The sequence below is a fragment of the Streptococcus sp. Marseille-Q0941 genome (assembly GCF_943736975.1).
Classification (GTDB): Bacteria; Bacillota; Bacilli; order Lactobacillales; family Streptococcaceae; genus Streptococcus.
Genome location: NZ_CALSFO010000003.1, coordinates 503,994 through 517,318, shown reverse-complemented (window position 1 = coordinate 517,318; position 13,325 = coordinate 503,994). Strand labels below are relative to the sequence as shown.

9 protein-coding genes, 1 pseudogene and 1 other annotated feature are annotated in these 13,325 nt (G+C 38.9%); all 10 genes and pseudogenes read left to right on the top strand.

What is annotated here, in order from left to right:
• Positions 1–30 precede the first annotated feature (30 nt).
• Positions 31–694 (top strand): annotated as a pseudogene (locus NGI26_RS04455) (recombinase family protein).
• A 46-nt stretch (positions 695–740) separates the two neighbouring features.
• Positions 741–1,643, top strand: coding sequence for an LPXTG cell wall anchor domain-containing protein (locus NGI26_RS04450; RefSeq protein WP_251936579.1), 903 nt, complete (start codon positions 741–743; stop codon positions 1,641–1,643).
• A 189-nt stretch (positions 1,644–1,832) separates the two neighbouring features.
• A complete protein-coding gene (gene prsA, locus NGI26_RS04445) occupies positions 1,833–2,795 on the top strand; it encodes a peptidylprolyl isomerase PrsA (RefSeq protein ID WP_251936576.1) in 963 nt (320 codons plus the stop codon).
• Positions 2,796–3,007: 212 nt separating this feature from the next.
• On the top strand, positions 3,008–4,219 hold the full coding sequence (ftsW, locus tag NGI26_RS04440) for a cell division peptidoglycan polymerase FtsW (protein ID WP_251936573.1): 1,212 nt from the start codon (positions 3,008–3,010) through the stop codon (positions 4,217–4,219).
• 23 nt (positions 4,220–4,242) lie between these two features.
• Entirely contained in the window at positions 4,243–7,068 is a 2,826-nt protein-coding gene (gene ppc, locus NGI26_RS04435; RefSeq protein ID WP_251936570.1) for a phosphoenolpyruvate carboxylase, read from the top strand.
• Positions 7,069–7,157: 89 nt separating this feature from the next.
• Positions 7,158–7,379, top strand: a binding site (T-box leader).
• A 136-nt stretch (positions 7,380–7,515) separates the two neighbouring features.
• Complete coding sequence (gene trpX, locus NGI26_RS04430) at positions 7,516–8,514, top strand: tryptophan ABC transporter substrate-binding protein (protein ID WP_251936558.1); 999 nt, start codon at positions 7,516–7,518, stop codon at positions 8,512–8,514.
• 62 nt (positions 8,515–8,576) lie between these two features.
• Entirely contained in the window at positions 8,577–9,443 is an 867-nt protein-coding gene (locus NGI26_RS04425; protein WP_251936555.1) for an ABC transporter permease, read from the top strand.
• Entirely contained in the window at positions 9,440–10,198 is a 759-nt protein-coding gene (locus NGI26_RS04420) for an ABC transporter ATP-binding protein (protein WP_251936551.1), read from the top strand. The genes NGI26_RS04425 and NGI26_RS04420 overlap by 4 nt, the downstream gene beginning before the upstream one ends.
• A 249-nt stretch (positions 10,199–10,447) precedes the next feature.
• The gene (gene dnaG, locus NGI26_RS04415; protein ID WP_251936548.1) at positions 10,448–12,208 is read left to right on the top strand and encodes a DNA primase; all 1,761 of its coding nucleotides are present in this window, start codon (positions 10,448–10,450) and stop codon (positions 12,206–12,208) included.
• Positions 12,209–12,210: 2 nt separating this feature from the next.
• Positions 12,211–13,320 (top strand): RNA polymerase sigma factor RpoD, encoded by a 1,110-nt coding sequence (gene rpoD, locus NGI26_RS04410; RefSeq protein WP_214262015.1) that lies wholly within the window; start codon positions 12,211–12,213, stop codon positions 13,318–13,320.
• The last annotated feature ends 5 nt before the right edge of the window (positions 13,321–13,325 follow it).

The window sequence follows — 13,325 nt, the reverse complement described above, 5'->3', positions numbered from 1 at the left end:
TCCTTCTGTATCAAAAACAGGAGGATTTTTATGTCTCAAAACATCATCAATATTGGCTATGCACGCGTTTCAACCCACAAGCAAGATTTGGGCTTAGAGGTGCAAATCGATGCTCTCAAGCATTGTGACCAGCTTTTTATCGAGCGTGAATCTGGTTTCCAACAATGTACGTCCAGAACTCGAAAAGGCCTTAAAATTGGCTCAAACGCTTTCGAAAAAAGGAACGCAAGTCACTTTCACCATCTACAAGCTTGATAGGCTTACGCGCTCCATGTTTAAATTGCTAGAACTGATTGAACAATTTAATGATTCGGATATCCAGCTAGTCAGTTTACATGAAAAGCTGGAAACCGATTCGCTCATTGGTAGGTTACTTTGTATGATTTTAGGATTTGTGGCAGAAAGTGAGCTGGAAAACTTGCGATTTCGTACTCGTGAAGGGCTTCGCAAAGCTAAGGAAAAAGGTGTCAAACTGGGTGCTAAGCGAATTTCGAAAAAGAAGGAGGAGAGAATTATTCAGCAGTATTTGGTAGGTGGATTAAGCATAAGAAAAATTGCAAAAACAGAACAAATTTCGACCTCAACCATAGTGTATCGTTTAACGGTCCTTACGCGATACACCAAAACCCTTGTCGCTCAAGCGCTTGAGGTGTATTTTCGAAATACTAAAATCAAAAAAATTAGGATTTTGTAGTATTTGCCCACCTAAAAAGTAATACTACATTCCTAAGGAGGAAATTATGAAAACGAATAAAGTGACCAAACTTGGTGTTTCTTTGCTTTCTGTTGCTGCTCTTGGCGTTGTTGCTCCAGCTTTAACTAATGCGCCTGTTTTTGGAGCTAGTGTTGTAAAAGCCGAAGAACAACAGGAGCCGTTAAAATTCCGCATCACTTATTACGATAGTGAAGCAGCAGTGCAAATTGCTGATGAAATGACGGGCACCATAAACCCTGGGGAGACCATCAATATCTATAAAAATATTGATGGATATGAGATAACTTCCAAGTATAGCTGGATGCCAAACTATGACATGACATATGACATAGCCAACGAGTATTTCTATGGTTCTAGAGATGGATACAATGATATGTTTCTAGAGTACAAGAAAGTAGAGCCAACTCCGACTCCGGAACCAGCGCCAACGCCAACTCAGACTCCGGAACCAGCGCCAACGCCAACTCCGACTGCGGAACAAGCACCAACGCAAACTTCGACTCCGGAAACAGCAGCCACGCAAACCCCGACTCCGGAACCAGCACCAACGCCAACTCCGACTCCGGAACCAGCACCAACGCCAACTCCGACTCCGGAACCAGCGCCAACGCCAACTCCGATTCCGGAACCAGCACCAACGCCAACTCCGACTCCGGAACCAGAAGTAAAACCGGCACCTAAACCTTCTGATACTTCAAAACCAGAAGTTAAGCCAGAGCTTAAACCACAAACTAATTCGAATACTGCTCCAACAGCTCCTGTCAAACCTGTTGGGCAAACTTCAAACTCTAAAGCTGACAAACCTACGTCGAAAAAAGAAACTCCAGCTCTTCCAAACACGGGTGAACAAAGTTCTTCACTTTCTCTAGTAGGTCTTCTCCTTGCAAGTCTTGGCTTAGCAGGTCTAACTTACAAAGGACGTCACTAAAAAATAATACAAGACAAACAAAGGACTTGAACGATTGTTCAGGTTCTTTTTGGAATGAAAAAAATTGAATCGTTAAACATTTAAAAGCTAGTATTTTTAGTCTTATTTAAGTTATCTGCTATAAAATATGGTATAATGATTGAGTCGGTCTAGAGAAAATTTCGACCGTTTTTAGAAAAAGGAGTAAACATGAAGAAAAAATTTTTGGCTGGTGCCGTTACATTATTGTCAGTAGCTACTTTAGCTGCATGTTCAACTAGTTCTCAAGGAGCTGATTTAATTAGCATGAAAGGTGATGTCATCACTGAACATCAATTCTTTGAAGAAGTTAAGAATAATCCAACTGCTCAACAAGTCTTGCTTAACATGACGATTCAAAAGGTTTTTGAAAAACAATATGGTTCAGAAGTTAGTGATAAAGATGTTGATGATGCAGTAGCTGAAGAACAAAAGAAATACGGTGATAGTTACCAAACTGTATTGGCTCGTGCAGGTATGACTGCTGAAAGCCGTAAACAACAAATTCGGACAAGTAAGTTGGTAGAATATGCTGTGAAAAAGGCAGCTGAAGCAGAATTAACAGATGAAAACTACAAGAAAGCTTACAATGAGTACACACCAGATGTTACAGCTCAAGTTATTAAACTTGACAGTGAGGATAAGGCTAAAGAAGTACTAGCCAAAGCAAAAGAATCTGGAGCTGACTTTGCCCAATTGGCTAAGGATAATTCAACAGACGAAAAGACAAAAGCAAATGGTGGAGAAATCACTTTTGACTCTGCATCAACAGAATTGCCAGACGTTGTTAAAAAAGCAGCCTTTGCCCTTAATGTTGATGGAATCTCTGATGTGATTACAGCTCCAGGTACACAAGCTTATTCAAACAGCTTTTATATTGTAAAATTAACTAAGAAAACAGAAAAATCTTCTAACTGGGAAGATTATAAAGAAAAATTGAAGACAGTTATCCTGACTCAAAAACAAAATGATTCTACTTTTGTTCAAGGTGTAATTAGTAAAGAGTTGCAGGCAGCAAATATCAAGGTCAAAGACCAAGCCTTCCAAAATATCTTTACTCAGTACATTCAAAGTGATACAACAACTACAACTACATCAGCAGCGACTGAAACTACAACAACATCTTCAAATTAAAGATGAACACTCTATCTTTCAACTCACGAAAGGTAGAGTTTTTTTAAAGTTTTCTTAGCTAATAGTTAAAAATATTAATAAATGTTTTGTGAATTCTCAAAGTTAAAATTCTAGGCTTTAACGGGTAAGAGTTTTTTTCTAGTCTAAAAAATGGTATAATAGCTATTAAAACTAGAATTAATAGAAAATAAAAATTTAATAGATGGTGAAGTATGAAAATTAGTAAAAGGCACCTGTTGAATTATTCCATTTTAGTGCCCTATATTCTCTTATCCGTTCTGGGTTTGATAGTGGTCTATTCGACAACGAGTGCATCCTTAATTCAAGAGGGTAAGAGCGCCTTTCAATTAGTGCGAAATCAAGGCTTGTTTTGGTTCGTTAGTTTACTACTGATTGCAGTAATCTATAAGTTGAAGCTAGGATTTCTTCGCAACGAGCGATTGTTATTCATCGTTATGTTTTCTGAGCTCATTTTATTAGCTTTAGCTCGTTTGATTGGGATTCCTATTAATGGAGCCTACGGGTGGATCAAGGTAGGACCAATTACCATTCAACCAGCAGAGTACTTGAAAATTATTATCATTTGGTACTTGGCACAACGTTTTTCAAAACAACAAGAAGAGATTGGCGTTTATGATTTCCAAGTTTTAACTCAAAATCAATGGCTCCCAAGATCGTTTAATGACTGGCGTTTTGTACTTCTGGTAATGATTGGTAGCTTGGCTATTTTCCCTGACCTTGGAAATGCTACTATCCTATTTTTGGTATCATTACTGATGTACTCAATTAGTGGAATTGCTCATCGATGGTTTGCAACGATTCTTGCTATACTTACGACTCTAGCTACTGTGACACTGACAGCTATTAAAGTGATTGGTGTTGATAAGGTTTCTAAAATTCCAGTATTTGGATATGTAGCTAAGCGATTCAGTGCCTTCTTTAACCCATTTGATGATGTTGCTGGTGCAGGACACCAGTTAGCGAATTCTTATTATGCTATGGTTAATGGAGGATGGTTTGGTCTAGGATTAGGGAACTCTATCGAAAAACGAGGATATCTTCCTGAAGCTCATACGGACTTTGTGTTCTCCATCGTCATCGAAGAATTCGGATTTGTTGGCGCAAGTCTTATTTTAGCTCTCGTGTTCTTCCTAATCCTTCGCATCATCTTGGTGGGGGTTCGAGCAAAGAATCCATTTAACTCAATGGTAGCCATTGGTATCGGTGGGATGATTTTAATTCAGGTATTCGTCAATATCGGGGGAATCTCAGGATTGATCCCTTCAACAGGTGTAACCTTCCCATTCCTTTCTCAAGGGGGAAATAGTCTCCTAGTTCTATCTGTAGCCATCGCCTTTGTGTTAAATATTGATGCTAGTGAAAAACGAGCGAAACTTTATAGTGAATACGAATCACAGCTTTAAGAAAAAGTGATAAGGAGAAAATTATGTCTCTTCAAAAACTAGAAAATAATAGGAACAAAACTGTCGTCCAGGAAGAAGTTCAAATCTTGACAGATTTACTTGAAGATATTACGAAAAATATGCTTCCTTCTGAGACCTTTGACAAGATCATTCAGTTAAAGGAGTTGTCATCAAAATTAGACTATCAAGGGCTTGATAAAGTAGTTACAAGTCTTACTAATGATGAAATGGTCTATATCTCTAGATATTTCTCTATCTTGCCACTTTTGATTAACATTTCTGAAGACGTTGACCTGGCATACGAGATTAACCATCTAAACAATATCGACCAAGATTATCTTGGTAAATTGTCAACAACCATTAAAATGGTAGCTGAAAAGGAAAATGCTGCTGAGATTCTTGAACGACTAAATGTAGTGCCAGTTTTGACAGCCCACCCAACCCAGGTTCAACGTAAGAGTATGTTGGACTTGACCAATCATATTCATACCTTGTTACGTAAATATCGTGATGTGAAAATGGGTCTGATTAATAAAGAAAAATGGTACAATGATCTTCGTCGTTACATTGAGATTATCATGCAGACGGATATGATTCGAGAGAAGAAACTAAAAGTAACGAATGAAATCACAAACGTGATGGAATACTACAATAGTTCCTTTCTTCAAGCTGTACCAAACTTGATGTTAGAATACAAGCGTCTTGCAAGAGAACAAGGAATTGACCTAAAACAAGCCAAACCTATCACCATGGGAATGTGGATTGGTGGAGACCGAGATGGAAATCCATTTGTAACCGCTGAAACACTCATGCGCTCTGCTACCATTCAAAGTGAAGTGATCTTGAACTACTATATCAGCAAGATTTCTAGTCTCTATCGTACTTTCTCTCTATCTACCAATTTATCTAAGACAAGCAAGGCTGTTGAAGAAATGGCAGCTCAATCTCGTGATACATCTGTTTTTCGTGAGAAAGAACCTTATCGCCGTGCTTTTCACTTTATTCAATCAAAATTGATTCAAACGCTTTTGAATCTAAAAGAGTGGGCTCTTATTGGTTCATCAGCTGATGAACGTCATCATATTGAACGACTATTTGGGTCTCAAGGACATCAACAAGGTGTGGTTACTGACTATATTAGTAATCGCCTCTCAGGAGCCGTTCAAGAATTGGCTGAAGATCGTCCTCCGTACTACGAAACAATTGAAGAATTTAAACAAGACCTAGCTATCATTAAGGGTTCATTACTTGAGAATAAGGCAGAAGCCTTGCTTACTGGAGAATTTGCTGAGCTTTTGGAAGCAGTAGAAGTCTTTGGGTTCTTCTTGGCTTCTATCGATATGCGTCAAGATTCTAGTGTGCATGAAGCCTGTGTTGCAGAATTATTAGCATCTGCTGGAATTAATGATCACTATAGTGATTTATCAGAAGATGAAAAATGTGAGTTACTTTTACATGAATTGTTAGAGGATCCTCGAATCTTGTCTGCGACTCACGCTGAAAAGTCTGAACTTCTTGAGAAAGAATTAGCTATTTTCCAAACGGCCCGTGAATTAAAAGATCGTTTGGGAGAAGATGTCATTCGTCAAACGATTATCTCTCATGCGACTAGCGTATCAGATATGCTAGAATTGGCCATTATGCTTAAAGAAGTAGGGCTTGTTGATAATGAAAAAGCACGTGTCCAAATCGTTCCACTCTTTGAGACGATTGAGGACTTGGACCATTCTGAAGAAACAATGAGAAAGTATTTCTCTCTACCACTTGCTAAGAAGTGGATTGCTTCTAAAAACAACTACCAAGAAATTATGCTTGGTTACTCTGATAGTAACAAGGATGGCGGTTACCTCTCATCTTGTTGGACCCTCTATAAGGCTCAAAAACAATTGACTGCCATAGGTGACGAGTTTGGTGTCAAAGTAACCTTCTTCCACGGTCGTGGTGGTACTGTTGGTCGTGGTGGTGGTCCTACTTATGATGCCATTGCTTCCCAACCCCTTAAGTCTATCAAGGATCGCATTCGCTTGACGGAACAAGGTGAAGTTATCGGGAATAAATACGGAAACAAGGATGCAGCCTACTATAATCTTGAAATGTTGGTATCTGCAGCTATCAACCGTATGATAACCAAGAAAAAGAGTGATACCAATACTTCAAACCGTTATGAAGCTATCATGGACCAAGTAGTAGAACGTAGTTACGATATTTACCGTGAACTCGTATTTGGAAATGAGCTTTTCTATGATTATTTCTTTGAATCTAGTCCAATCAAAGCTATTTCAAGTTTCAATATCGGTTCTCGTCCCGCAGCCCGTAAAACGATTACTGAAATCAGTGGTTTACGTGCGATTCCTTGGGTATTCTCATGGTCACAAAGCCGCGTCATGTTCCCAGGATGGTATGGTGTTGGTTCAAGCTTCAAGGAATTTATTGACCAAGATCCTAAAAATATTGAAACGCTTAGAGAAATGTATCAAAATTGGCCATTCTTCCAGTCACTTCTTTCCAATGTGGATATGGTCTTGTCAAAATCAAATATGAATATTGCTTTTGAGTACGCTAAACTTTGCGAAAGCGAAGAAGTGCAGGCGATTTATTACACCATCCTAGATGAATGGCAATTAACCAAGAACGTTATCTTGGCTATTGAAGGTCATGAGGAGCTTCTGGCAGAAAATAGCTATTTGAAAGAAAGTCTGAACTATCGCATGCCTTACTTTAATATCCTTAACTACATTCAGTTGGAGTTGATTAAACGTCAACGTCGTGGCGAATTGTCGGCAGACGAAGAAAGATTGATTCATACAACCATTAACGGAATTGCAACAGGTTTGCGTAATTCTGGTTAATACAAGCTATTTTTACCAAAAACCGTAGGAATTTTCATAATTTCTTTAACTAATTCATGAAAACCCTTGACAAGCATTTTTAAAATGATATAATCGAATCATTCAGAAAGTAATCATTAAAATTTTTTAGAGAGTCTGTGGTTGGTGGAAACAGATAGATGAAAGTGATGAAAATTGGGCTGAATGTTATAAAGAATTTGAAATCATAAGAATTCGGTGCGCACACCTTACAGTGCAACTCGTGAAGCGAGATTGAGAGATAGGGAGGATTCCCTATAATTGAGGTGGCACCGCGCATCGACGTCCTCACACAAGTTTTTTGTGTGAGGACTTTTTCTTTTGTTTAGGAGGTATATGATGGAATTTAAACGATGGCGTCGCTTGGTAAAGTTATATTGAAAGTGACATGAACATTACGAAGTTTAAGTGAAATAAGGAGAAATAAGTATGAACAAACGTTTAATTGGTATTATTGTAGCATTAGGACTTGTAGTTGGTGGAAGCTTGATTTACTCTAGCATCACAAAACAAGAGACTAAAACAGAACAAGAAAATAAAGTGGCTAAGGTTGGTGTTCTACAGTTCGTCAGCCACCCATCACTCGACTTGATTTACCAAGGGATTCAAGATGGGCTTGCTGAAGAAGGCTATAAGGGCGATCAAGTTAAAATTGACTTTATGAACTCGGAAGGTGATCAAAGTAAGGTTGCCACAATGAGTAAACAATTGGTGTCAAATGGAAATGACGTTGTTGTTGGGATTGCGACACCAGCGGCTCAAGGTTTAGCAAGTGCAACAAAAGACCTTCCTGTTATCATGGCAGCTATCACAGACCCAGTTGGAGCTAACCTTGTACAAAACTTGGAAAAACCAGGTGGAAACATCACAGGGGTATCTGACCATAACCCTGCTGAACAACAGGTTGCATTGATTAAAACATTGACTCCTGATGTCAAAACAATCGGAGCTCTTTACTCAAGCAGTGAAGATAACTCTAAATCACAAGTTGAAGAGTTCAAGGCTTACGCTGAAAAAGCTGGTTTAAAGGTAGAAACTTTTGCAGTTCCGTCTACTAACGAAATTGCTTCTACAGTAAATGTCATGACTGGAAAAGTAGATGCAATATGGGTTCCGATTGACAATACAATCGCATCAGCATTCTCAACTGTAGTTTCAAGCAACCAAACAGTTAAAAAACCAATCTACCCAAGTGCGACTGCCATGGTAGAAGCAGGTGGTTTGGCATCAGTCGTTGTGGACCAACACGATCTTGGTGTGGCTACTGGTAAGATGATCGCTAAAGTCTTGAAGGGTGAAAAACCAGCTGATACTCCAGTCAATGTCTTCTCAACTGGTAAATCAGTTATCAACAAAAAACTAGCGCAAGAACTTGGAATCACCATTCCTGAGTCTGTTCTAAAAGAAGCAGGGCAAGTGATTGAATAAGAATAAAGGAGGAGTTGGAGACATCTCCTCCAATTTTTAAAGATAAAGGAAATGAATGAAACATGTTAGTATCGATTATCTCACAAGGATTCGTATGGGCTATATTAGGCCTGGGAATCTTTATGACCTTTAGAATCCTAAATTTCCCAGATATGACAACAGAGGGTTCCTTCCCGCTAGGAGGAGCTGTAGCAGTTACCTTGATTACACAGGGGATTAATCCTTTTCTTGCTACCTTAGTAGCTGTTGGAGCAGGCTGTCTTGCAGGTTTAGCGACTGGTCTTCTTTACACGAAAGGAAAGATTCCAACACTCTTGTCTGGTATTTTGGTGATGACTTCTTGCCATTCTATCATGCTCATGATTATGGGACGTGCCAATCTTGGACTTTTGGGAACAAAGCAAATCCAAGATGTTCTTCCCTTCTCATCTGAAGTTAATCAATTACTTACAGGTTTGATTTTTGTGACTTTGGTTATCATTCTCATGCTTTTCTTCCTAGATACTAAACTTGGGCAGGCTTATATTGCTACAGGGGATAACCCAGATATGGCTCGTAGTTTTGGTATCAATACTGGCCGAATGGAGCTGATGGGCTTGGTCTTATCAAATGGTGTCATAGCTCTTGCAGGAGCTCTTATCGCTCAACAAGAAGGTTATGCGGATGTTTCTCGAGGTATAGGAGTTATCGTTGTTGGTCTTGCTAGCTTGATTATCGGTGAGGTTCTCTTTAAGAGTTTGACTCTAGCAGAACGCTTGGTGACCATTGTTGTTGGTTCTATTAGCTACCAATTCCTAGTATGGGGAGTTATTGCTCTTGGCTTTAATACTAGCTATCTCCGTCTATACAGTGCTCTTATCCTAGCAACTTGTCTAGTCATTCCAACCCTTAAGGATAAATACTTGAAAGGAGTCAAGTTAAGCAAATGACAGCAATTGTAGAATTAAAAAATGCCACAAAAATTGTTAAAAATGGCTTCGACGAGGAGAAGATTATCCTAAACGATGTTTCTCTTGATATTTACGAACATGAATTCATTACAATCTTAGGTGGAAATGGAGCGGGGAAATCAACACTCTTTAATAGCATTGCGGGAACTTTACCTTTAACCAGTGGTAGTATTCGAATCATGGGGGAGGATGTGACGAATTTTAGTCCTGAAAAACGGGCCAAGTACCTTTCCCGTGTCTTCCAAGATCCCAAGATGGGTACAGCTCCACGTATGACCGTTGCAGAAAACCTTTTGATTGCTAAGTTTCGTGGAGAAAAACGTGGTCTATTTCCAAGAAGACTATCAGCTTACAAAGAAGAATTTCAAGCAACCATTGAGAAAGTTGGAAATGGCTTAGAGAAACACTTGGATACTCCGATTGAATTCTTGTCAGGTGGACAAAGACAGGCCTTGAGTCTCTTAATGGCAACCTTAAAACGTCCAGAACTTCTGTTATTGGATGAACACACAGCAGCTCTTGATCCTAAAACAAGTGTGGCCTTGATGGAATTAACAGATGACTTTGTCAGAAAGGACAAGCTGACTGCGCTTATGATCACACATCATATGGAAGACGCTCTTAAGTATGGAAATCGTCTCATTGTTATGAAAGATGGACGTATCATCCAAGATTTGAACAAGGATGAAAAATCCCAAATGAAGATTTCAGATTACTATCAGTTGTTTGAGTAAGATTTCTCATTTACAAAAAACTTAGAGGGAAAATTTCACCACTAAGTTTTTTGTTTTTGAAGCTAATAGAGATTTCTTTAATGATAGTTTTTCAATTTTAAGTAAATGTGTATTTTCCTAATATTTTACTCCAAAAAATGCCGATATTCTATGAAATAGTCTCATGTAAAGAGTATGAAATGGTTTACTTTTTTTCAGAAATAAGCTATACTATATAAAGTAAACTGTGATAAAATGGAGGTATTGTATATGGTTGACAAGAGAGTCATCGAAGAAATCAAAAACAATACCAATATTGTCGAAATCATAGGAGAAGTGATTTCTTTACAAAAATCTGGACGGAACTTTTTAGGGCTCTGTCCTTTTCATGGTGAAAAGACCCCTTCCTTTAACGTGGTTGAAGATAAACAATTTTACCACTGTTTTGGATGTGGTCGTTCTGGAGATGTTTTTAAGTTTATCGAGGAGTATCAACAAGTAACCTTTGCGGATGCAGTAAGGATTTTGGGCGAACGTCTTGGAATGCACCTTGAAACTCCAGTAACTAACTCTGTCCCACATACGTCACCCCATCAAAACCTCTATGATATGCATGACAAGGCTGCACGCTTTTATCATGCGATCCTCATGACAACGAAGGTGGGTGAGGAAGCTAGAAACTATCTCTATAAACGTGGTTTGACTGATGATGTCATTAAACACTTTATGATAGGTCTAGCACCCGCTGAACGTTCATATCTTTATCAACGTTTGCGAGACGATTATAGTGAAAAGGACTTGCTGGATTCAGGTCTGTTTTATCTTTCGGATAATAATCAATTCTTTGATACCTTCCATAACCGCATTATCTTTCCACTCTCTAATGATCAAGGAAAGGTGATCGCCTTTTCTGGTCGAATTTGGCAAGAGACAGATTCTCAAACTGCCAAATATAAAAATAGTCGTGCGACGGCAATTTTTAATAAAAGTTACGAATTATATCATTTGGAGAGGGTAAAAAAAGGCTCGGGCAAGGCTCCTGAAATCTATCTGATGGAAGGCTTTATGGATGTCATTGCGGCCTACCGTGCTGGTATTGAAAATGCAGTAGCATCCATGGGGACGGCTCTAACCAGTGAACATGTTGAGCATCTCAAACGATTTACTAAAAAAGTGATTATCACTTATGATGGTGACAAAGCAGGGCAGGCAGCAACTGCCAAAGCTCTTGAGGAACTAGGTGATTTAACAGTTCAGATTGTTCAAATCCCTGATTCTATGGACCCAGATGAATACTTGCAGAAAAATTCTGCAGAAGACCTGGCTTATCTCTTGGCCAATACTCGTATCAGTCCGATTGAGTTTTATATTCATCATTTTAAACCTAAGAACATTGAGAATCTCCAAGCACAAATTGATTTTATAGAGAAAATTGCACCTCTTATCGTAAAAGAACCATCTATCACAGCTCAAAATACTTATATTCATTTACTAACTGATCATTTACCTTCTTTTGATTATCCACAAGTCGAGCATATTATCAATGAAAGCCGTGTCAGACAGAGACAAGAAAAGGTTAAACAGGTATCTAACCCGACACCTATCACTATGTCGGTGACAAAACAGTTAACTGCTGTGATGAGAGCTGAAGCACATATTCTCTATCGGATGATGGAGCATCCATTAGTTCTCAATGATTATCGCTTAAGAGATGATTTTGTCTTTGAGACACCTGAGTTTCAAACCTTGTATGGGCTGTTGATTGATAATGGTACAATCTCCTCAGAAGATTTGGCAAATCAGACCAGAGAAGTTGAGAATGCTTGGTATCAAGTATTGTCTTTGGATTTACCTTCTGAAATGTCTCCAGAAGAGCTAAAAGAAGTAGAAGAGTCTCGAAAACGTGCTCTTTTGAATCAACAAAACTTGCAAATCAAAAAGAAAGTTCAGGAAGCTAGTCATGTAGGAGATACAGATACTGCTTTAGAAGAGCTTGAACGCTTAATTGCCCAAAAAAGAAGAATGGAGTAAGAATGGCAAAAAAACAAAAAGAAGTAACAACCTTTGATGTCCAAGTTGCAGAGTTTATTCGTAACCATAAAAAAACTGGTACTGCGACAGATGATGAAATTAACAATGTCCTTGTAATTCCTTTTGCTCTTGATGTAGAAGGCATTGAAAATCTTTTGCAACGCATTCAAGATGCAGGTATTGCAATCACTGATAACGAAGGAAACCCAAGTGAACGTGTCTTAAGTACAGAAGAAGAGCCAGAGCTTAGTGATGAGGATTTGATTGGTTCTACCTCTGCCAAGGTTAATGATCCTGTCCGTATGTACTTGAAGGAAATCGGTGTTGTCCCTCTTCTTACAAACGAAGAAGAAAAAGAGTTGGCTCTTGCTGTGGAAGCGGGAGATATCGAAGCCAAACAACGTCTAGCTGAAGCAAACCTTCGTTTGGTTGTATCTATTGCAAAACGCTACGTTGGACGTGGCATGCAATTTCTTGACTTGATTCAAGAAGGAAATATGGGCTTGATGAAGGCCGTTGATAAGTTCGACTATTCAAAAGGATTCAAATTCTCAACTTATGCAACTTGGTGGATTCGTCAGGCTATTACACGTGCTATTGCTGACCAAGCTCGTACCATCCGTATCCCAGTTCACATGGTAGAAACGATTAATAAGCTTGTTCGTGAGCAGCGTAACCTTCTTCAAGAGTTGGGACAAGATCCTACTCCTGAACAAATTGCTGAACGTATGGATATGACACCTGACAAGGTTCGTGAAATTTTAAAGATTGCGCAAGAACCAGTTTCTCTTGAAACGCCTATTGGTGAAGAGGACGATAGTCATCTTGGTGACTTTATCGAGGACGAAGTGATTGAAAATCCGGTTGACTATACAACTCGTATCGTCTTGCGTGAGCAATTGGATGAAGTGTTAGACACCTTGACGGACCGTGAAGAAAATGTTTTGCGTCTTCGTTTTGGTCTTGATGACGGTAAGATGCGCACTCTAGAAGATGTTGGGAAAGTCTTTAATGTTACTCGTGAGCGTATTCGTCAAATCGAGGCAAAAGCTTTGAGAAAACTTCGTCAACCGAGCCGAAGCAAACCACTTCGTGACTTTATCGAAGATTAAGATTG

Bases quoted from the DNA above. Each gene is read 5' to 3' on its own strand.
- NGI26_RS04450 (WP_251936579.1), top strand. From the start codon at position 741: ATGAAAACGAATAAAGTGACCAAACTTGGTGTTTCTTTGCTTTCTGTT.
- prsA (WP_251936576.1), top strand. From the start codon at position 1,833: ATGAAGAAAAAATTTTTGGCTGGTGCCGTTACATTATTGTCAGTAGCT.
- ftsW (WP_251936573.1), top strand. From the start codon at position 3,008: ATGAAAATTAGTAAAAGGCACCTGTTGAATTATTCCATTTTAGTGCCC.
- ppc (WP_251936570.1), top strand. From the start codon at position 4,243: ATGTCTCTTCAAAAACTAGAAAATAATAGGAACAAAACTGTCGTCCAG.
- trpX (WP_251936558.1), top strand. From the start codon at position 7,516: ATGAACAAACGTTTAATTGGTATTATTGTAGCATTAGGACTTGTAGTT.
- NGI26_RS04425 (WP_251936555.1), top strand. From the start codon at position 8,577: ATGTTAGTATCGATTATCTCACAAGGATTCGTATGGGCTATATTAGGC.
- NGI26_RS04420 (WP_251936551.1), top strand. From the start codon at position 9,440: ATGACAGCAATTGTAGAATTAAAAAATGCCACAAAAATTGTTAAAAAT.
- dnaG (WP_251936548.1), top strand. From the start codon at position 10,448: ATGGTTGACAAGAGAGTCATCGAAGAAATCAAAAACAATACCAATATT.
- rpoD (WP_214262015.1), top strand. From the start codon at position 12,211: ATGGCAAAAAAACAAAAAGAAGTAACAACCTTTGATGTCCAAGTTGCA.